This window comes from Kitasatospora sp. NPDC059812, assembly GCF_042732075.1.
Lineage (GTDB): Bacteria > Actinomycetota > Actinomycetes > Streptomycetales > Streptomycetaceae > Kitasatospora.
The window spans coordinates 17,863-37,964 of record NZ_JBHWIO010000086.1; the positions used below are offsets into that span (position 1 = coordinate 17,863).

18 protein-coding genes and 1 riboswitch are annotated in these 20,102 nt (G+C 73.4%); of the genes, 9 read left to right on the plus strand and 9 right to left on the minus strand.

The annotated features are described in order from the left end of the window. Positions 1–209 precede the first annotated feature (209 nt). Positions 210–1,169 (minus strand): peptidoglycan DD-metalloendopeptidase family protein, encoded by a 960-nt coding sequence (locus ACFV6D_RS31335; RefSeq protein WP_380562142.1) that lies wholly within the window; start codon positions 1,167–1,169, stop codon positions 210–212. Between the two features lie 2 nt (positions 1,170–1,171). Further along, positions 1,172–1,354: riboswitch (cyclic di-AMP (ydaO/yuaA leader) on the minus strand. A 312-nt stretch (positions 1,355–1,666) separates the two neighbouring features. On the opposite strand from ACFV6D_RS31335, the gene ACFV6D_RS31340 reads away from it, so the two are divergent. Next, the gene (locus ACFV6D_RS31340) at positions 1,667–3,199 is read left to right on the plus strand and encodes an MFS transporter (RefSeq protein WP_380562144.1); all 1,533 of its coding nucleotides are present in this window, start codon (positions 1,667–1,669) and stop codon (positions 3,197–3,199) included. A gap of 24 nt (positions 3,200–3,223) precedes the next feature. Here ACFV6D_RS31340 and purB read toward each other — a convergent pair whose 3' ends face one another. From purB to ACFV6D_RS31360, 4 genes are all read right to left on the minus strand, one after another. Then, positions 3,224–4,654 (minus strand): adenylosuccinate lyase, encoded by a 1,431-nt coding sequence (gene purB / locus ACFV6D_RS31345; protein WP_063350222.1) that lies wholly within the window; start codon positions 4,652–4,654, stop codon positions 3,224–3,226. 150 nt (positions 4,655–4,804) lie between these two features. Next, the gene (locus ACFV6D_RS31350; protein WP_063350221.1) at positions 4,805–5,260 is read right to left on the minus strand and encodes a MarR family winged helix-turn-helix transcriptional regulator; all 456 of its coding nucleotides are present in this window, start codon (positions 5,258–5,260) and stop codon (positions 4,805–4,807) included. Positions 5,261–5,379: 119 nt separating this feature from the next. Then, entirely contained in the window at positions 5,380–5,796 is a 417-nt protein-coding gene (locus tag ACFV6D_RS31355; protein WP_063350220.1) for a DUF3037 domain-containing protein, read from the minus strand. Beyond that, on the minus strand, positions 5,793–6,548 hold the full coding sequence (locus ACFV6D_RS31360; protein ID WP_079136059.1) for a HipA family kinase: 756 nt from the start codon (positions 6,546–6,548) through the stop codon (positions 5,793–5,795). The genes ACFV6D_RS31355 and ACFV6D_RS31360 overlap by 4 nt, the downstream gene beginning before the upstream one ends. A gap of 171 nt (positions 6,549–6,719) precedes the next feature. On the opposite strand from ACFV6D_RS31360, the gene ACFV6D_RS31365 reads away from it, so the two are divergent. After that, positions 6,720–8,078 carry an NAD(P)/FAD-dependent oxidoreductase gene (locus ACFV6D_RS31365; RefSeq protein ID WP_063350218.1) on the plus strand — a complete coding sequence of 453 codons (1,359 nt, stop codon included), beginning with the start codon at positions 6,720–6,722 and terminating at the stop codon, positions 8,076–8,078. A gap of 66 nt (positions 8,079–8,144) precedes the next feature. On the opposite strand, the gene ACFV6D_RS31370 is transcribed toward ACFV6D_RS31365, so the two are convergent. Continuing rightward, positions 8,145–9,362 carry a GDSL-type esterase/lipase family protein gene (locus tag ACFV6D_RS31370; RefSeq protein WP_380562146.1) on the minus strand — a complete coding sequence of 406 codons (1,218 nt, stop codon included), beginning with the start codon at positions 9,360–9,362 and terminating at the stop codon, positions 8,145–8,147. 225 nt (positions 9,363–9,587) lie between these two features. Then, positions 9,588–10,925: an aminotransferase class I/II-fold pyridoxal phosphate-dependent enzyme gene (locus ACFV6D_RS31375; RefSeq protein WP_380426618.1), complete on the minus strand. Its 1,338-nt coding sequence runs from the start codon at positions 10,923–10,925 to the stop codon at positions 9,588–9,590. Positions 10,926–10,959: 34 nt separating this feature from the next. Here ACFV6D_RS31375 and ACFV6D_RS31380 point away from each other — a divergent pair, with 34 nt between their 5' ends. The 6 genes from ACFV6D_RS31380 to ACFV6D_RS31405 all read left to right on the plus strand — a co-directional run bounded on the left by ACFV6D_RS31380 (position 10,960) and on the right by ACFV6D_RS31405 (position 16,686). Next, positions 10,960–11,631, plus strand: coding sequence for a pyridoxamine 5'-phosphate oxidase family protein (locus tag ACFV6D_RS31380; RefSeq protein ID WP_380562148.1), 672 nt, complete (start codon positions 10,960–10,962; stop codon positions 11,629–11,631). Between the two features lie 14 nt (positions 11,632–11,645). After that, on the plus strand, positions 11,646–12,299 hold the full coding sequence (locus ACFV6D_RS31385) for an FMN-binding negative transcriptional regulator (protein WP_380340690.1): 654 nt from the start codon (positions 11,646–11,648) through the stop codon (positions 12,297–12,299). 251 nt (positions 12,300–12,550) lie between these two features. Then, the gene (locus ACFV6D_RS31390; protein WP_380340693.1) at positions 12,551–13,960 is read left to right on the plus strand and encodes a sugar porter family MFS transporter; all 1,410 of its coding nucleotides are present in this window, start codon (positions 12,551–12,553) and stop codon (positions 13,958–13,960) included. A gap of 61 nt (positions 13,961–14,021) precedes the next feature. After that, positions 14,022–14,723, plus strand: coding sequence for a dienelactone hydrolase family protein (locus ACFV6D_RS31395; protein ID WP_380484142.1), 702 nt, complete (start codon positions 14,022–14,024; stop codon positions 14,721–14,723). 60 nt (positions 14,724–14,783) lie between these two features. Beyond that, a complete protein-coding gene (locus tag ACFV6D_RS31400; RefSeq protein WP_380562150.1) occupies positions 14,784–16,052 on the plus strand; it encodes an MFS transporter in 1,269 nt (422 codons plus the stop codon). A 97-nt stretch (positions 16,053–16,149) separates the two neighbouring features. Then, a complete protein-coding gene (locus ACFV6D_RS31405; protein WP_380426624.1) occupies positions 16,150–16,686 on the plus strand; it encodes an HAD domain-containing protein in 537 nt (178 codons plus the stop codon). Here the strand turns inward: ACFV6D_RS31405 and ACFV6D_RS31410 are convergent. Together ACFV6D_RS31410 and ACFV6D_RS31415 are read right to left on the minus strand one after the other, a co-directional pair. Then, a complete protein-coding gene (locus ACFV6D_RS31410; protein ID WP_208869123.1) occupies positions 16,664–17,452 on the minus strand; it encodes a CPBP family intramembrane glutamic endopeptidase in 789 nt (262 codons plus the stop codon). The genes ACFV6D_RS31405 and ACFV6D_RS31410 overlap by 23 nt on opposite strands. 77 nt (positions 17,453–17,529) lie before the next feature. Beyond that, on the minus strand, positions 17,530–19,035 hold the full coding sequence (locus tag ACFV6D_RS31415) for a hypothetical protein (protein WP_063350209.1): 1,506 nt from the start codon (positions 19,033–19,035) through the stop codon (positions 17,530–17,532). Positions 19,036–19,402: 367 nt separating this feature from the next. Here ACFV6D_RS31415 and ACFV6D_RS31420 point away from each other — a divergent pair, with 367 nt between their 5' ends. Continuing rightward, entirely contained in the window at positions 19,403–19,975 is a 573-nt protein-coding gene (locus ACFV6D_RS31420; RefSeq protein WP_063350208.1) for a hypothetical protein, read from the plus strand. Positions 19,976–20,102: the final 127 nt, after the last annotated feature.

Here is a 20,102-nt window from a genome sequence, read left to right on the forward strand (position 1 = left end):
GGCCGCGCGCGCGCCCGCCCCCCCCCCCCCCCCGGGCCGGCCTGGGCGTGTCCCGCGCCCATGTCCACTGCTGCGGCGATCACCCGGTCGAGCGGTCACCCGACATGACCATCCCGGGCGGTCGATTCGCCCCGTAGCAGCGGTGGTTCCTCACCCGACGCATCCGGCACATCCGGTGCATCCGGTGCATCCGGTGCATCCGGCACTGGTCAGAGCGCGACGCCGTGGGCCCGCAGGTAGGCGACCGGGTTGATGTCCGAGCCGTACTCCGAGCCGTTGCGGATCTCGAAGTGCAGGTGCGGGCCGGTCACGTTGCCGGTCGCGCCGGAGAGGCCGATCTGCTGTCCGGCCTTGACGGCCTGACCGATCTTCACACCGATCGAGGAGAGGTGCGCGTACTCGGCGAAGTGGCCGTCGGCGAGCTTGATCTCGACCTCGTTGCCGTAGGCGCCGCCGTTGCCGGCCTTCACCACGACGCCGTTGCCGACGGCGCGCAGCGGGGTGCCGGTGGAGGCGACGAAGTCCTGGCCGGTGTGGTGGCCGGAGGCCCACATCGAGCCGGCCACGCCGTAGGCGGTGCCCAGCTTCGGGCTGGCCAGCGGGGCGACGAAGGCGGAGGCGGCGGCGACCGGCACGGCGGTGACCGCGGTGGTCGGCGCGGCGGTCTGCAGCTGGGTCTGGAGCTGGGCGGACGGCTTGGCCGCCTCGGTCCGGACCTCCAGCTGGGCCTGCGGCTTGGCGGCGGTGGTGGCCGGCGCGGCGTCCTGGGCGGACGGCTGGGCGGGCTTCGCCGGGGCAACGGGCTTGGCCGGGGCGGCCTGGCCGGCGATCACGAGCTGCTGACCGGGGAAGATCAGGTCCGGGTTGCCGCCGACGACCTCGCGGTTGTGGTCGTACAGCGCCTGCCAGCCGCCGTCGACGTGCTGGGCGTCGGCGATCCGGGACAGGGTGTCGCCGCTGACGACGCGGTAGCTCTCCTGCGACGGGGCCTGGGCCTGGTCGGCGGGAGCGGCGGCCGGGGCGGCGGTGACGGCGGCGGCCGGCGCGGGGTAGGCCTGGGCGCTCATCGCGGTGACGAGCGGCAGGGCGAAGGAGACACCGGTGACGGCGGTGGCGATCCCGATGCGGGCGGCGCGGGGCAGGGCGATACGACGAGCCTGTGCAGGCATGGAATTTTCCTCTCCGACGCCTGCGAGGTGAGCTGTCGGGTTCGGGCTGGAGTTGCCCGGCCGCACATGCGGCTTCACCCCTAGCCGGCCCTGGATCCGGGTACGCGAAAGCGTGCCGTTTCCGGTCCGGCGACTTACCTGTGGGTCCCCCGCTCCTGCCGTACAGAGTTCGGTGCGAGCCACCGGGCAGCGGCAGGATTCGGCGTTCCACCCGGTGGATCCGTCCGGACTGGCCGGGCGGTCGCTGAACTAAAACCCATCCGTTCGGGTGAAGCAATGTCGATCACTTGAACCGGCAACAACCCCCCGAGCTGCGGTGACCCTCCGAATGATCGGCTGCACCGTACGTGCACAATCCATTCACCCGGCGCCACTGATCCACGACGCTGCGCCGATTCCGCCACCGCTGCGCACCCACCCGCTCACGCACCGCGCACCCACCGACACACCCCCCGGTGACCCTTGTCACGTACGCCCCACGGGCGCAGGATCGGCCCGTGGCCACCTCCGAAGCAGGAACACTGCGCCTGGGCACCTCGCGGGGACGCTGGGTCCTCCTCGCGACGGTGCTCGGCTCCAGCATGGCGATGCTCGACGGCACCGTGGTGAACGTCGCGCTGCCCCGCATCGGCACCGATCTCGGCGCCTCCCTCGCGTCCCTGCAGTGGACGCTCAACGCCTATCTGCTCACCCTGGCCGGACTGATCCTGCTCGGCGGCGCGCTCGGCGACCGGTACGGCCGGCGCCGGGTCTTCCTGATCGGCGTGCTCTGGTTCGCCGCCGCCTCCGCGGCCTGCGCCGCCGCCCCCACCATCCACGTGCTGATCGCCGCCCGCGCCGTCCAGGGCATCGGCGGGGCGCTGCTCACCCCCGGTTCGCTCGCCATGCTGCAAGCCGTCTTCCACCCGGACGACCGCTCGGCGGCGGTCGGCCTGTGGTCGGGCCTCGGCGGGGTGTCGGCCGCGGTCGGCCCCTTCCTCGGCGGCTGGCTGGTGGACGGCCCCGGCTGGCGGTGGATCTTCCTGCTGAACCTGCCGCTCGCGGCCGCCGTGGTCGCGGTCACCTCCCGGTTCGTCCCCGAGAGCCGGAACGAGAGCGCCGTCGGCCGCTTCGACGTGCTCGGCGCGCTGCTCGCCGCGCTCGCCCTCGGCGCGATCACCTATGCGCTGACCGCCGCCGGAGAAGGCCTGTCCCCCGCGGTCTGGCTCACCGGCGTGATCGGCCTGCTGCTCGGCGCGGCCTTCATCGCGGTCGAGCGCCGCGCCGCCGAGCCGATGCTGCCGCTCGGCCTCTTCTCCTCCCGGCTGTTCACCGCCGTCAACCTGGTCACCCTCTGCGTCTACGCGGCGTTCAGCGGGGTGTTCTTCCTGCTGGTGGTGCAGTTGCAGATCGTCTCCGGCTTCTCCCCGCTGGTCTCCGGCCTCGCCCTGATCCCGATCACCGTGCTGATGCTGACCCTGTCGGCGCGCGCCGGGCGGCTGGGCAAGCGGATCGGCCCCCGGATCCCGCTCACCGTCGGTCCGCTGCTGTGCGCCGCCGGGGTGCTGCTGATGCTGCGCATCGGCCCCGGCTCCTCCTACTGGGCGGACGTGCTGCCCGCCGTCACGGTGCTGGGCTGCGGGATGACCCTGCTGGTCGCGCCGCTGACGGCGACGGTGCTGGCCGCCGTCGAGGTCCGGCACGCGGGCATCGCCAGCGGCGTCAACAACGCCGCCGCCCGCGCGGCCGGGCTGCTCGCGGTCGCCGCGCTGCCCTCGCTCGCCGGGCTGAGCGGCGACGCCTACCGGGTGCCGTCCGCCGTGGACTCCGCCTTCCGCACCGCGATGCTGATCTGCGCCGGACTGCTGGTCACCGGCGGGCTGACGGCCTTCGCCACCGTCCGCGGCAACGTGCTCGCGCCGGTGGACCGCCCGGTGGCCGAGCCGGACTGCGAGTGGGCCTGCGGCACCACCCCACCACTCGACCCGGGCCACGTCCACACGGACGAGGGCCCCGCCACCGGATCGGCGGCAGGGCCCTCAGCCGGCTGACGAATCGTCAGGAAGTACTGCCCGTCAGAGAATGTCGGCCGGCGCGTACTTGGCGGCCTCCGGGTAGGCGGCGGCGACGGCCTCCACCTGGCGGACCACCTCGGCGACCTGGGCGCCGGCCGCACCGGTGAAGGAAAGCCGGTCGGCCAGCAGCGCGTCCAGCCCGGCCCGGTCCAGCGGGATCCGCTCGTCGGCGGCCAGCCGGTCCAGCAGCTCGTTCTCGCGGCCACCCGCACGCATCGCCAGCGCGGAGGCGACGGCGTGCTCCTTGATGACCTCGTGCCCGGTCTCCCGGCCGACGCCCGCGCGCACCGCGCCCATCAGCACCTTGGTGGTGGCGAGGAACGGCAGGTAGCGGTCCAGCTCGGCCTCGATCACGGCGGGGAAGGCGCCGAACTCGTCGAGAACGGTCAGGAAGGTCTCCAGCAGGCCGTCGAAGGCGAAGAAGGCGTCCGGCAGCGCGACCCGGCGCACCACCGAGCAGGAGACGTCACCCTCGTTCCACTGGTCGCCGGCCAGCTCGCCGGTCATCGAGGCGTAGCCGCGCAGGATGACGGCCAGGCCGTTGACGCGCTCGCAGGAGCGGGTGTTCATCTTGTGCGGCATCGCCGAGGAGCCGACCTGGCCCTCCTTGAAGCCCTCCGTCACCAGCTCGTGGCCGGCCATCAGACGGATGGTCTTGGCCAGGCTGGACGGCGCGGCGGCCAGCTGGACGAGGGCGGTGAGCACCTCGAAGTCCAGCGAGCGCGGGTAGACCTGGCCGACGCTGATGAACACGTTGTCAAAGCCGAGGTGCCCGGCGACCCGGCGCTCCAGCTCGGCGAGCTTGTCGGTGTCGCCACCGAGCAGGTCCAGCATGTCCTGGGCGGTGCCGACCGGGCCCTTGATCCCGCGCAGCGGGTAGCGGGCGATCAGCTCCTCCAGGCGGCGGAAGGCGACCAGCAGCTCGTCGGTGATCGACGCGAAGCGCTTGCCCAGGGTGGTGGCCTGCGCGGCCACGTTGTGCGAGCGGCCGGCCATGACCAGCTCGGAGTGCTGGGCGGCCAGGCGGGCCAGCCGGACCAGCACGGCCACCGTACGGTCGCGCACGTGCTCCAGCGACTGGCGGATCTGCAGCTGCTCGACGTTCTCGGTCAGATCCCGGGAGGTCATGCCCTTGTGGATCTGCTCGTGGCCGGCGAGTTCGCTGAACTCCTCGATGCGGGCCTTCACGTCGTGGCGGGTGACCCGCTCACGGGCGGCGATCGAGCCGAGGTCGACCTGGTCGATCACCCGCTCGTAGTCGGCGACGGCGTTCGCCGGTACCTCGACACCGAGGTCCTGCTGGGCCTTCAGGACGGCGAGCCACAGGTGGCGCTCGAGGACCACCTTGTGCTCGGGGGACCACAGCTGGGCCAGGGTCGCCGAGGCGTACCGGGAGGCCAGGACATTGGGGATCTGGGGCTTCGCGCTCACGCTTCGCAAGCCTAACAGCCGAGGTCAGCCGGAACGTCGGCGCATCGGGCGGCTACGGCCCGGGCCGGAGCGGACGGCTCCGACCGGGCCCGCCCGACGGCTCCCGCCGGGCGCGGCGCGGTCCGTTACCGGGCGGCTTACTGGGCTGGCTTACTGGGCGGCGCCGGCCCGGCCGGCCAGCACCGGCAGGACCTGCCCGCAGATCGAGTGCAGCGCGATCCGCTGCTCGTCGGTCATCGCCTCGAACGCCTGGTGGGTGCGGGCCATCTCGCCGCGGATGCGGTTCAGGATCTCCCGGCCCTCGTCCGTGATCACGACGATCTTCACCCGGCGGTCGCCGGCGGCGGCCTCCCGGTGGGCCAGGCGCAGCGTCTCCAGCCGGTCCACGATCCCGGTGACGTTGGAGGCGTCGCAGCCCAGCCGTCCGGCCAGCGCCCGCATCGGCACCGGCTCCTGCACCGCGCCGAGCGCCTTGGCCTGCGAGGAGGAGAGCCCGTGCCGGGCCGCGGCCGCCGCGAAGTCCTGGAAATACGCGGCGCCGACGGCGGCCAACGCCTCCATCAACTCGGCGTTGGTCGGTACGGTCGTCGTCGCTGTCGAACCCATGGGGTCAGCGTACGGCCGAGTGCTTCAGCAACTCAAGCTTTGACCACGGCAACCGTCGACGGCTTGACCAGAACTGCAGCACCGGCCGGTCGACAGAGCCTCCGGCCAGTCGACAGAGCTTAGAGCACCAGCTGATCGAACAGGTGCCGCAGCTCCGGCTCCGGGTCCGCGGTCAGCCCGGTGTGCACCGGCCCCGGCTGGACGATCGCGCTGCGCGGAGCGGTCAGCCAGCGGAACCGCTGCCCCGGGCTGTCCCCCGCCGCCGGACCGGCCTGCGGACCCCCGGCGCACACCGCCTCGATCCCGTGCAGCGCCCGCCGCACCCCGTGCACGTCCGCCACCGGGTCGAGCGCCAGCAGCCGGGCCTGGTCCAGGTGCGTGCGCGCGGCCAGATACCCGTTCTGCCGGCAGTACAGCAGCACCCCGACGTTGACGCACTCGCCGCGCTCCACCCGCGGCACCGCGCGGATCACGGCGTACTCGTAGTCGTGCAGTTCGACGGCGGCCGGCAGCGCGGGCGTCCTCGGCTCGGTCATGCGGGCACCTCCGGCAGCCAGTCGCGCGGACCGGCCAGCCGGCCGGTCAGCTGGGCGCGGTACGCGGCGCGCACCGCCTCGGGCGAGTCGAAGCCGGGCTCGTCCAGCAGCCAGACCTCCGGGATCCTCGCCACCGCGCCCTCGATCGCGGCCTCCGCGAGCGGCGCGAGCGCCTTGTCCGCGGCCGTCAGGTCCGGCCGGGCCCGCAGCAGCGCGTGGTCGGAGGCATCGTACGGGCGGCGCACCCAGGCGGCGGCGCCCGCCCAGTGGTGGTGGAAGATCAGGCTCGCGCCGTGGTCGATCAGCCGCAGCCCGCCGGTCGCCACCAGCAGGTTGGGGTTGCGCCAGGAGCGGTCGACGTTGCCGATCAGCGCGTCGAACCAGAGCACCTGGCCGGCCAGCTCCGGATCCACCTCGAAGCAGAGCGGGTCGAAGTTGAGCGCGCCGCTGACGAAGGCCATCCCGAGGTTGGTCCCGCCACTGGCCCGCATCTGGTCCTGGACCTGCTGGTCCGGCTCGCTGCGGGCCAGCACCGGATCCAGGTCGACCGTCACCAGCTCCGGCACCGGCAGCCCGAGCCGCCGGCCCAACTCCCCGGCCAGCACCTCCGCCACCAACGCCTTCCGGCCCTGCGCCGCACCGACCCATTTCAGCGCGTACAGCCGCCGGTCGTCGGCCTCGACCAGGCCCGGCATCGAGCCGCCTTCTCGCAGTGGCGTCACATAACGGACCGCCGTCACCTCGGGGAGCACGCCCCACAGCCTATCGGTGCCGACCCGTCACCTCCTCCCCTCCGTACGCCCCCCGTCCCACCCCTCCACCATCCGCCCCACCCCGGTGGCAGCCCCCGCTGCTCCGTGCGAGTGTGGCGGACAGCAATGGGGACCTTCGCGGTTACGACCTGCACGGCAAAGGGATGAGCGATGGAACGACCTCGGATCCTGATCGTGGGCGGTGGCTTCGCCGGCCTGGAGTGCGCCCGCCGACTCGAACGCAAGCTCGCGCCGTCGGAGGCCGAGATCTCGCTGGTCACACCGTTCAGCTACCAGCTCTACCTGCCCCTGCTGCCGCACGTCGCGGCCGGCGTGCTGACCCCGCAGTCGGTCGCGGTCTCCCTGCGCCGCACGCTGCGCCGCACCCACATCGTTCCGGGCGGCGCGATCGGCGTGGACCCGGCCTCCAAGGTGTGCGTGGTCCGCAAGATCACCGACGAGGTGGTGGCGCAGAAGTACGACTACCTGGTCCTCGCCCCCGGCAGCGTCACCCGCACCTTCGACATCCCCGGCCTGACCGACTACGCCCGCGGGATGAAGACGCTCGCCGAGGCGGCCTACGTCCGCGACCACGTGATCGCCCAACTCGACCTCGCCTCGGCCACCTTGGACCAGCGGGAGCGCGAGTCCCGGCTCCAGTTCGTGGTCGTCGGCGGCGGCTACGCGGGCACCGAGACGGCCGCCTGCCTGCAGCGTCTGACCACCGCCGCGTCCCACCGCTATCCGCGCCTGGACACCCGGCAGATCAAGTGGCACCTGATCGACATCGCCCCGAAGCTGATGCCGGAGCTGGGCGACGCGCTGGGCCTGGCCGCTCTGGAGGTGCTGCGCGGCCGCGGCATCGAGGTGTCGCTGGGCGTCTCGGTGGCCGAAGTCGGCGCCGAGTCGGTCAAGTTCACCGACGGCAGGGTGCTGCCCTGCCGCACGCTGATCTGGACCGCCGGGGTGGCCGCGAGCCCGCTGATCGGCACGCTGGACGCGGAGACGGTCCGCGGCCGGCTCGCGGTGACGGCGGAGATGCGGGTGCCGCAGTTCGAGAGCGTGTTCGCGCTGGGCGACGCGGCCGCCGTGCCGGACCTCGCCAAGGGCGACGGCGCGGTCTGCCCGCCGACCGCCCAGCACTCCGCCCGGCAGGGCCGCGTGGTGGCCGACAACGTGATCGCCGCGCTCCGCGACCAGCCTCTGGAGCCCTACTACCACAAGGACTTGGGCCTGGTGGTCGACCTGGGCGGCAAGGACGCGGTGTCCAAGCCGCTCGGCGTGGAGCTGCACGGGGTGCCGGCCCAACTGGTGGCCCGCGGCTACCACCTGATGGCGATGCGCACCAACGCGGCCAAGTTCCGGGTGAGCGCCAACTGGCTGCTCAACGCGACCGCCGGGGACGACTTCGTCCGGACCGGCTTCCTCGCCCGGCAGCCCGCCCGGATGCGCGATTTCGAGTACACCGACGCCTACTTGACGAAGGACCAGGTCCGGGCGCACGCCCAGGCCCTGCTCGCCAAGGGCTGAGCCACCCGGCGCCCGCCTCCGGAACCGATCCGGAGAACGGGCGCCGAGCGCCACAACGTCACGGCGTCACCGCGCCGCCAGGTACATCCCGCCCGCGTCCTGCCCCGCCGTGTTGCGGCACGCGTAGTCGCCGCTGCTCTGCCCCCACAGCAGGGTCAGGCAGCGCCCGAGCGCCTGCTGCCCGTAGTAGTTGGGGTGCATCGACTCCTGCAGCACGCCCTGCGTGGAGTTGAGGCCGCCGTCCAGGAAGCGTGCCCATTCGCTGGTGGTCGCGGACGGTCCGGCGGTGGCGGTCGGCTGCCGGGTGGCCGTCGAGCAGACCTCACGGCCCTGCAGCATGTCGGAGAGGTCGAGGAACTGGGCACCCTTGGACGCCGCGACCCCGGCCAGCGACTTGGAGATCTGCGGCACCATCGAGTCGCGCGCCCAGTCGGCGTCACCGTCCCAGAACGGGCAGCCACCGGTGTTCGAGCGGGTCCAGCCGCTCTCCGGGTAGCGCATCTCGGCGCTGCGCGGGATCGGCGAGGGGTAGGACTGCAGGACGAGGCGGTAGTCCCCCTGCGCGTAGCCGGCGCCGGCCATCACCGCGCGGATCTCGTCGATCGCCTTGCCGACCCCAGCCATCGCCGTGGGCATCTTCGAGTCGATCGAGGACTGCGCGGAGTCGTGGCAGTAGGAGTACCAGATGAGGTAGTCCTGGACGCAGTTGGAGATGATGCCGCCGAAGCCGAGGTCGTTGCCGCCGATCGACAGCGTGATCAGCTTGACGTTGTTCTGCTGTGCCACGGTGGCGAGTTGGTCGGCCTGCGGGGCCTCGCCCTTGAGCGTCTGGCCGCCGTTGGCGGCGCGGAAGATGTTCGCGGTGACGGCGCCGGAGCAGGCCAGGTTGATCTCGTTCTGCGCGCCGGTGGAGGCGCTGAGCACCTCGGCGACGTCGGAGCGGTCGCAGCCGCTCGCGGCCGTGGGGCCGTAGATCCGGGAGGCGTCGGCGGAACTGCCGTTCCAGGCGCGGTCGGTACCGGCCCGGCTGCCGCTGGTGCCGGCGGCGTTGCCCATCCAGCGGCCGGCCTCGCCGGAGATGTAGCTGTCGCCGAGCGTGACGCTGGCGGTGGGGCCGCCCGGTGCGGCGAGGGGTATGGAGGAGGCCGCGGCGGCTGGCGCGGCGGCGGCGAGGCCGCCGGCCATCAGACCGCCGGCGGCCAGCGGGAGGGCGAGGGCCGCGGTGAGCAGCCGTCGGCGGAGTCGAGGGGCGCTGCGGGTGATGCTCGAACTGTTTTCGGGCACGGCGGAACTCCTGCGGCTCGGTCTTCCCGTGCGGTGGGGACGGGAAGACGCCTAGGTGAGGGTGGGCCGCCGGCCGGTGGCGCGATGAACATGACATGCCCGCACTGGTTACCGCTAGGTATCTGCACCAGGTTTCCCGCTTTGTTACCGCCGGGTTCAGACCAGCGGAGCACCGGGTTCAGACCGGCGGAGCGCACGGGTCGAACCGGACCGGCGGAGCCCGGTTCACACCAGCCGCGAACCGGCCCCGCCCGCCCCCAGCACGGCCGCCAGGTCCTCGGCCAGCCGCTGCGCGTCCGCCGGTTCCAGCTGGGCCACGGTGAGCCGCAGCCCGGGCGGGGACTGGATGCGGTAGCGCGCGCCGGGCGCCGCGACCCAGCCGCGCTGCACCAGCGCCACCAGCACGGAGGTCTCGTCCGGCACCGGCACCCAGACGTTCAGTCCGCTCTCGCCGTGCGCCTCGATGCCGCGCGCGGCGAGTTCGCCGAGCAGCGCGTCCCGGCGGGCCCGGTAGACGCCGGCCACCCGGGCGACCGGCACCGCGTCGGTGCGCCACAGCTCGGCGACGGCCCGCTGGAGCAGGTGGCTGACCCAGCCTGCGCCGAGGCGCAGCCGCCCGGTCACCCGTCCGATGGTGTCCTCGTCGCCGACGGCCACCGAGAGCCGCAGGTCCGGGCCGTACGCCTTGGCCGCCGAGCGCACCACGGCCCAGTGCCGCGCGCCGGCACCCACCAGCGAGTGGTACGGCTGGTCGACCATGCCGTGCCCGTGGTCGTCCTCGATCAGCAGCACGCCGGGGTGCTCGGCCAGGACGGCCCGCAGCTCCTCGGCCCGGCGGGCGGTGACCGCGGCGCCGGTCGGGTTCTGCGCCCGGCTGGTGACCACCACCGCGCGGGCGCCCTCGGCCAGCGCGACGGCGAGCGAGTCGGGCAGCGGACCCTCGTCGTCCAGCCGGACGGGCGCGGGCCGCAGGCCGAGCGCGGGCAGCAGGTCGAGCAGGCTGCCCCAGCCCGGATCCTCGACGGCGACGGCGTCGCCGGGGCGCAGCCGGGTGGCGAGGATGCGCTCGATGGTGTCGAGCGAGCCGGAGGCGACGGCGATCGGGCCGCCGGGCAGGCCGTCGGCCTCGAAGGAGGCGCGGGCGAGCGCGAGCAGCCCGGGGTCGATGGCCGGGTGCCCGTACAGGACGGGCTCGGCGTGGGCGGCCTCGGCGGCGGCCGCGAGGACCGGGGCGAGGTCGGGCAGCAGCGCCGGGTCGGGGTTGCCGGCGGACAGGTCGCGGGCGTGCGGGGGGACGGGGACGCGGATCTGGTCGCGCGGGGTGAGCGCGGGCCTGGGGAGGATCCGGCTGCCCTTGCGGCCGGCGGTCTCGATCACCCCGCGGTCGCGGAGCAGCCGGTAGGCGGCGGCGACGGTGTTGGGGTTGACGCCGAGTTCGGCGGCGAGGTCGCGCAGCGGGGGCAGCGCGGTTCCGGGGGCGAGGCGTCCGGTGCTCACGCCCTGTTCGATGTGGGACGCGATTTCGCTGGCGCGTCGCCCTTTCAGCGGATAGTCTCCTAGCACAAAGCAAATTATGCACTAGTACATAGAGGTTGTCATGTCGGCCCCTTCAGAAGGCTCCGCCAGCTACTCCCGCACCCCCCGCACCACCCCCACCCGCTACAAGGACCGCGCCACCTGGGAGCAGGAGGCGATCCACGACATCCTCGACCACGCGTACATCTGCCACCTCGGCTTCGTCGCCGACGGCGCCCCCGTCGTCCTGCCGACCATCTACGCCCGCGTCGGCGGCCGGCTGTACGTCCACGGCTCCACCGGCAGCCGTCCGCTGCGCAACGCCTCCGCCGACCAGGGCCTGCCGGTCTGCCTCACCGTCACCCTGGTCGACGCGCTGGTGCTGACCAAGTCCGCGTTCAACCACTCGGTCAACTTCCGCTCGGTCGTCGCCCACGGCACCGCCCACCAGGTCACCGACCCCGAGGAGCTGGACGTCGCGCTGGCCGCGCTGGTCGACCACGCGATCCCCGGCCGCTCCGCCGACGTCCGCCCGGCCAACGCCAAGGAACTCGCCGCCACCGCCGTCCTGCGGCTCGACCTGGACGAGGTCTCGGCCAAGACCCGCGCGGACGGCGCCGACGACGACCCGGAGGACCTCGACCTGCCCCACTGGTCCGGCCTGATCCCGGTCACCACCGTGCACGGCACCCCCGAGCCCGCCGACTCCACCACCGTCCCGCTGCCCGCGCACCTGCGCGGCTACCCCCGCTGACGGAGGGCCCGCCGATGCTGATCAGATCCTGGGACCGCGGCGACGAACAGGAGTGGCGCGCCTGGCTGGCCGAGGGCCGCGACTTCGGCCTGCTCGCCGCCAACGGCGGACCGGGCGAGGGCCCGGTGCTCGTCCCGACGCACTTCCTGCTGGACGCCGAGCGCGGCGAGATCCTGCTCCACCTCGCCACGCCCAACCCGCTGCTGGCCGCCGTCCGGGCCGACCCGCAGGTCACCCTCGCGGTCACCGACGGCTACGCCTTCGCGCCCGGCCACTGGCGCGGCGAGCCGGGCACGCCCACCAGCTACTACGCCTCCGTCCACTTCCACTGCACCGCCGAGCTCGTCGAGTCCGCGGCGGGCAAGGCGGAGATCCTCAACCGCCAGCTGGCGCACTTCCAGCCGGAGACGCCGGACACCCGGGTGGTGCCCGGTGAGGGCGAGTTCTCCCGGCTGCTGCCCGGCCTGCGCGGGCTCCGCCTGACGGTCCGCGAGGTGCGCGCCAAGTTCAAGTACGACGACAAGAAGCCGGCCGACGCCCAGCACGCGATCGCCGACCGGCTGGCCGAGCGCGAGGCCGGCCGCGCGAACGCCCCGCACCCCCGGCGCGACCAGGACGCCGCCGCCCGCGCCCAACTGCTGCGCCGGCACCAGCGGCGCGTCGGCTGACCAGGGCGCACCGACCGACCGGGGGCGCGTCAACTGGCCCGGCAGGCGCACCGGCTGGCCCGGGGGCGCGTCCGACCGTTCACGCTCCCGGCGCGAACGGCCCATCGCACCCCTGATGACTGCCCCTGGCTGACCCCGAATCACCCGATCGGCCCCCAATTCGAGCAGGGCGGCCCCGCCGCTGCTCGAATGTGAGACGAGTCCTGCCCACTCGGCCGTCAGAGCGGGCCCGTCCACCTCGGGGAGCGCGCTTGTCCACACTCAACAGCCACCGGGCGGGCGAGGCCCACCTCGGGCACGTCATCTTCATCTCCGCCGCCGCCGCGATGGGCGGGTTCCTGTTCGGCTACGACAGCGCGGTGATCAACGGTGCGGTGACGGGCATCCAGAAGCACTTCGCCGTGGGCAACGGCGAAACGGCCTTCGTGGTGGCCATCGCGCTGCTCGGCTCGGCGGCCGGCGCGGTGGCCGCCGGCCGGCTCGCCGACCACCTCGGCCGGGTCCGCACCATGCTGCTGGCCGCCACCCTGTTCGCGATCAGCGGCATCGGCTCGATGTTCCCGCCGAGCATCCAGGTGCTGGCCACCTGGCGCGTGGTCGGCGGCATCGCGATCGGCATCGCCTCGGTGATCGCGCCGACCTACATCGCCGAGGTCGCGCCGACCGCCTACCGGGGCCGGCTCGCCTCCTTCCAGCAGATGGCGATCGTGCTCGGCATCACCGTCTCCCAGCTCGCCAACTGGGCGATCAACCAGGCCGCCGGCGGCGAGTCCACCGGCCACCTGGGCGGCATCCAGGCCTGGCAGTGGATGCTCGGCGTGGAGACCATCCCGGCCCTGGTGTACGGGCTGATGGCGCTCGCCATCCCGGAGTCGCCGCGCTACCTGATCGCCGACCACCGGGAGGACCAGGCCCGCAAGGTGCTGCGCGAGGTGGAGGGCGAGGACGTCGACCTGGACACCCGGGTCGCGGAGATCCGCGCGGTGCTGGAGTCCTCGCACAAGCCCCGGCTCAAGGACCTGCTCGGCGGGCGGTTCGGCCTGCTACCGATCGTCTGGGTCGGCATCGGGGCCTCGGTGTTCCAGCAGTTCGTCGGCATCAACGTGATCTTCTACTACTCCTCCTTCCTCTGGCAGTCGGTCGGCATCAACGAGTCCAACTCCCTGCTGATCAGCCTCTCCACCTCGATCATCAACGTGATCGGCACGGTGATCGCGATGGCGCTGGTGGACCGGATCGGCCGCAAGCCGCTCGCCCTGGCCGGCTCGATCGGCATGGCGCTCGCGCTGGGCACCGCCGCCTGGGCGTTCTCGTACCGGCAGGGCACGGGGGACACCGCCACCCTCGACAACACCCACGCCACCGTCGCCCTGGTCGCGGCGCACGTCTTCGTGCTCTGCTTCGCCTTCTCCTGGGGCGTGGTGGTCTGGGTCCTGCTCGGCGAGATGTTCCCCAACCGGATCCGCGCGCTCGCGCTGTCCGTCGCCGCCTCGGCCCAGTGGATCGCCAACTGGGCGATCACCGTCAGCTTCCCCAACCTCGCCGACTGGAACCTGTCGGCGACGTACGTCATCTACGCGGCCTTCGCGCTGCTCTCCATCCCGTTCGTGGCCTTCTGTATCAAGGAGACCAAGGGCCGCGCCCTGGAGGAGATGGGCTGAGCCCGCCCCCGTCGAGTCCCCGCCGCATCCGGCCCGACCCCCCCCCCCCCGCGAGGAACCCATGCCTGACCAGGGCGGCTCCCGGCAGAACGTCGCCTTCCCGAGCAACGGCCGTACCGCGCACGGGTACCTGGCCCGCCCGCCCCAGGGCGTCGGGCCGGGCCTGGTGGTGGTGCAGGAGTGGTGGGGCCTCACCCCGCACGTCGCGACGATGGCCGACCGCTTCGCCGCGGAGGGCTTCACCGTGCTGGCCCCCGACCTGTTCGGCGGCGCCACCACCCACGACCGCACCGAGGCGGCCCGGCTCACCCGCGAACTCCCGGCCGAGCGGGCCGTCGAGGACCTCTCCGGGGCCGTCGACCACCTGCTCGCCCTGGAGGGCGTGGTCGGCGACGCGGTCGGCGTGGTCGGCTTCTGCATGGGCGGCGGCTTCGCCCTGCTGCTGGCCGCCCGGGAGGGCGACCGGGTCGCCGCGGTGGTGCCCTTCTACGGCCTCCCGCCCGACCCGGACTTCGACTACCGGGGCCTGACCGCCCACGTCCTGGGGCACTTCGGCGAACTGGACGGCTCGATCCCGATGGCCGCCGTCGACGAGGCCGCGATCCGGATCGGCGAGGCCACCGACGTCCGCCCCGAGATCCACTTCTACCCGGCCGGCCACGCCTTCATGAACGACGAGAACCCGCTCGGCACCTACGACCCGCTCCAGGCCGCGACCGCCTGGCGCCGCACCCTCACCTTCCTCTGGGGCCACCTGGGCTGAGCCCGTCCCGGCCGCGAAAACCCGATGGACAGCTGTACGAACCGCGGCCATAGTCTCCAGGTGCCGACCCGACCCCCGCGCCCCCGCCGCCTCGCCTGGGCGAGCCGCAACTTCCGCATCCAGACCGCCGCCACCGTGGTCAGCGGCCTCGGCAACGCCGGCGCCCCCATCGCCACCGCCTTCGCCGTGCTCGGCCACGGCGGCACCACGTCCGAGGTCGGCTACGTCACCGCCGCCCGACTGCTGCCCACCGTCCTGCTCCTGGTGGTCGGCGGCGCCCTCGCCGACCGGATGCCCCGGCACCACCTCATGGTCGCCGCCAACCTGTTCAGCGGCCTGTCCCAGGTCGTCCTGGCCGCGCTGGTGCTGTCCGGGGACATCCGGCTCTGGCAGCTGATGCTGCTCTCCGCCGCCGGCGGCGCCGGGTACGCGCTCTACTCCCCCGCCTCCGGCGGCATGATGCTGCAGGCCGTCGCCCCGGAGCACGCCGCCCGGGCCTTCTCGGTGTTCCGGATGGGCCAGAACGCCTCCCAGATCGGCGGCGCCGCGCTCGGCGGCGCGCTCACCGCCGCCGTCGGCCCCGGCTGGGTGCTCGCCCTGGACGGCGCCTGCTTCCTGGTCGCCGCCTCGCTCCGGTTCTTCCTGGAGGCCGAGCAGGCGCCCGCCCCGCAGGGCCACAGCATGCTGCGCGATCTACGGGAGGGCTGGCGGGAGTTCGCCTCCCGCCGCTGGCTCTGGGTGATCGTGGCGCAGTTCTCCGTCCTGGTCGCCTGCATCGGCGCGGTCGAGTCGGTGTACGGGCCGACGGTCGCCAAGGAGCGCCTCGGCGGGGCGTCCGACTGGGGCCTGGCGATGGCCGCCTACGGCGTCGGGCTGGTGGTGACCGGCGTGCTGATGGCCCGCTGGCGGCCCCGCCGGATCCTGCTGGTCGGCAACTGGGGGGTGTTCCTGTTCGGCGTGCCCGCCCTGGCGCTGGCGGCGGAGGCACCGCTGCCGCTGCTCGCCCTCGCGATGTTCCTGTCCGGGGTCGGCGTCACCGTCTTCGGCGTCAACTGGATGATCGCGCTCCAGCAGGAGATCCCCGAGGAGATGTTCTCCCGGGTCGCCGCGTACGACGAGCTCGGCTCCTTCTCGCTGTCCCCGATCGGCATCGCGCTGGCCGGCCCGGCGGCCACGGTGCTCGGCCTCTCGGGCGCGCTGTGGGCCTGCGCCGTCGTCTGCCTGGTGCTCAGCGCGGTCGTGCTGCTGGAGCCTCAGGTCCGCCGACTGGCCCGCAGGAGCACCGCCGACGCACCGGTGGCCGCCGCCGAGCCGGTGGCCACGCCGTGAGCGCCCCGTGCGCCCCGCGTGCGCCCGGCCGTACGCAACCACTGGTACGCCAGGTTCGTCCGACCAGGTAAGTCACACCACCGTCTCTGGGGGGCCACTGGTGCCGAAGCCTCTGTTGTTCCTGGACGTCGACGGGGTGCTCAACCCGGTCTGCCCGCACCCGGACGCCGGGTTCGACACCCACACCCTGCTCGGCTACTCGGTGCTCCTCTCCGCCCGGCACGGCGCCTGGCTCCGCGAGCTGGCCGGCACCTACGAACTCGTGTGGGCCACCACCTGGGAGGAGCACGCCAATGCGCACATCGCCCCGGCCATCGGCCTGCCCGCCCTCCCGCTGGTCCGCTTCACCGGCGACGTCCCGCAGCCCGGTGACCCGCGCGTCCCGCTGATGGAGCTGCTCTCGGCCCGCAAGTGGGCCCCGCTGCTGCGCTACGCCGCGGGCCGCCCGTTCGCCTGGGTGGACGACGTCATCCCGCCGCGGCTGGTCCGCAACTCCCTCTGGCGCCGCGACCGCCTGCTGCTGCCGATCGACCCGGGCCCGGGCCTGGAGCGCCGGCACGTCGACCGCCTGCTCGCCCGGCCGCCGCGCACCCCGGCCGGCCGGCTCCCGCTCAGGGGGTCGGCAGCCAGCTGACGTGCCCGGCGAGCAGCGCGTACCCGACGAAGGCCACCGTGTCGATCAACGCGTGCGCCGCGACCAGCGGCATCACCCGCCCCCAGCGCCGGTACAGCAGGCAGAACACCGCCCCCATCACCATGTTGCCGACCAGCCCGCCGACCCCCTGGTACAGGTGGTACGAGCCGCGCAGCACCGAACTCGCCACCACCGCCGCCGGCCACGACCAGCCCAGCTGCCCGAGCCGGCGCAGCAGGTAGCCGAGGACGACGACCTCCTCCAGGGCGGCGTTCTGCCACGCGGAGAGCACCAGCACCGGGACCCGCCACCACACGTCCGGCAGCCCGGACGGCGCCACCGTCAGGTTGTAGCCGGCCGCCTGCGAGGCCAGGTACAGCACCAGCCCGGAGCCGCCGATCGCAGCCGCCACGGCGGCGCCCCGGCCGAGGTCGCGCAGCTTCTGCCCGAGGTCGAAGCCGAGCACCCGCAGCGCGGCGCCCTCACGCACCAGCAGGTACCCGACCAGCACCACCGGCATCAGCCCGCGCCCGATGTAGTACAGCTGCCACACCAGGTCCAGCCAGGGCCGACCGGGCGCCCGCGAGCCGTTCAACGTGGCGACCTGCTGGCCGAGTTGGATCGGTTCGGTGAGCGAGGCCGCGAAGCTGATCAGCGCGCTGACGCCACTGGCCCCGAGGGAGAGGCCGAGGACGATCAGCAGTTCCACGCCGAGCAGCCGGCGCGTGGGCTTCGCGGTCTCCGGTGCGGTCGGGAGGGTGGTCACGGGCGGCTCCAGCGGGGCGGGCGTCGCTCCGGCCGTCGGCCGACCGCCGGAGCGATCATCCTGACACAGCGGTCCGGCTACCCGACCGGCCAGGTGTGCACCGGCTCGCCGGTGCGCATGTGCTCGATGTAGCGCCTGGTCATCGCGGCGAGCGCGGCCGGGCGGTCCATCCCGTACTGCTCGCGCAGCCGGTGGAAGGTCGCGCTCTGCCAGGCCGCGCCGTTGGTGCGGCGCAGGCAGCGCTGCTCGATGATCCCCAGGTAGCGGTCCCGGTCGGCGGGCTCCACGCCCCACTCGTCCAGGCCCTGGTGGGCCATCGGCAGCAGTTCGTTGAGCACCAGGTCGACGGCGGACACCGTGGTCAGCCCGCCGCCGCGGCCCGCCCGGCCCGCCCGCGGCCACTGGAACACCGCGTCGATGCCGTAGCGGGCGCCCTGCCGGAAGTTCTCGTCGGCCCGCTCGAACGGCAGCCTGGTCCAGACCGGCCGGGGCTGCTCGGCGAGCACCCGGACCAGCCCGTAGTAGAAGGCGGCGTTCGCGAGCGTGTCGGCCACCGTCGGCCCGGCCGGCAGCGCCCGGTTCTCCACCCGCAGGTGCGCGATCCCGCCCGCGATGTCGTACACCGGCCGGTTCCAGCGGTAGATCGTGCCGTTGTGGAGCCGCATCTCGGCGAGCCGGGGCGCGCCGCCGGAGGAGAGCACCTTCATCGGGTCCTCGTCGTCGCAGATCGGCAGCAGGGCGGGGAAGTACCGCAGGTTCTCCTCGAACAGGTCGTACGCCGAGTCCACCCAGCGCTCGCCGAACCAGGTGATCGGCCGGACGCCCTGCGCCTTGAGTTCCGCCGTACGGGTGTCACAGGCCTGCTGGAACAGCACCGGACGGGTCTCCCGCCACAGCTCCCGCCCGAACAGGAACGGCGAGTTGGCACCGAGCGCGAGCTGCGCCCCGCAGATCGCCTGGGCCGCGTTCCACACCGAGGAGAAGCGTTCCGGGGTCACCTGCAGGTGCAGTTGCAGGGAGGTCGCGGCGGCCTCGGCCACCATGGTGATGGTCTCCAGCTGGAGGTGTTCGACGCCCTCGATGTCCAGCGCGATGTCCTCGCCGCGGGCGGCCAGGATCTGGTCGCTGAGCAGGCTGTAGCGCGGGTTGTGGGAGATCGCGTCCAGGCCGGTGTGACCGTGCTCCAGGGTCGGCAGGATCCCCACCATGACGATCCGGGCACCGGCCTCGGCGGCCCGCCGGTCGGCGTAGCGCAGCCCGGTGTCGAGCTCCTCGCGCAGGTCCTCGAAGACGTGCCCGCACAGCCGGTGCGGCACGATGTTCACCTCGACGTTGAACTGGCCCAGTTCGGTCTGGAAGTCGCTGGAGCCGATCGCGCTCAGCACCTGTGCGTTGCGCAGCGCCGGCAGGCCGTCCTCGTCGGCCAGGTTGAGCTCGATCTCCAGGCCCATGACCGCCCGCGGCCGGTCGAACCGGTCCTCGCGCAGCATCCGCCCCAGCGCGTCGAGGCAGGCCTGGAGCTTGCGCCGGTACAGCTGCCGGTCCGCCAGATCAGCCCGAGTCGCCACGACCTTCTCGCCCACGGTCCCCTCCTCCTGAGACACCGGCCGACCCGACCGTGCAAGCATCATGCCCACCTCGAAGATCGATACCCGAATGCTTGTACTGGCTTGCAATGCAAGGAAACTGACGGATATTCAGCAGATCTGCCGACTTGCCCGGCGCCACCGCCTGTGATAAACAGGTCACCCTGCGCACCTGTTCGATAGAATTCGCACTGCGCTCCGGCCGGCCCGCTCCGCCTCGAAACCCTCGTCGACGGCGGCGACCGCGCCGGCACCGCGATCATGCACAACCGGACACGGCCAGGTCCCGTCACCGATGACACACCGCGCCACGCCGGTATGCCGCACTCGCACGCCGATCTCGCACGGAGAGGCGGACCCCGCCATGACTCTGCAGACCCCCCAGCCCCCGCCGAGCGCCCTGCGCGCCGTCCTGGCCGCACTCGACTCGGAGACCGCGCTGCGCCAACCCGCCGCCGCAGCACTGCGCCATCCGGTCGGCCCGCTGCTCCCCGCGCACCCCCTCGCCGTCCACGTCCTGGACGGGCCGCGCCCGGAGCTGCCCGCCGCCCGCCGGACGGGCTGGCGCTTCCTGATCAAGGACGGCGCCGAGGTCGCCGCCGCCGCCGAGGTCGTCCAGGCCGTCGAGGGCCACACCTTCTCGCACTTCACCGCCGGCCCCTACCTCGACTCGACGGTCCGGGCGCTGCGCCAGGCCTGGCAGCTCGCCCAGGGCTCCCGGTCCCGCCAGCAGCCCCGGCTGCTGACCTTCCCCGGGCAGTACGCGACGGCACTGTGGCTGCACAGCCCCGACGCCGGCCCGGCCGCCGACCAGCTGATCCCGCTGGCCCCGGCCCCGCTCGGCGTCACCGCGCACCGCGCCTACCCGGCCGCCGAGCTGCTGCCGCTGCTCGCCCGGGCGCCGCTCGCCAAGCCACTGCTGCTCGGCTCCTCCTGAGCCGGCCCCACGCCGACGGGCCACCGAGCCAGCTTGGGTTCTAGGAGTCGTTGCAACACCCCAGTTCAAGGGGTGCGATGGACTTCGAGATCCGCAGGGTCCGGGCGAACCACACCACGAGGCCTCT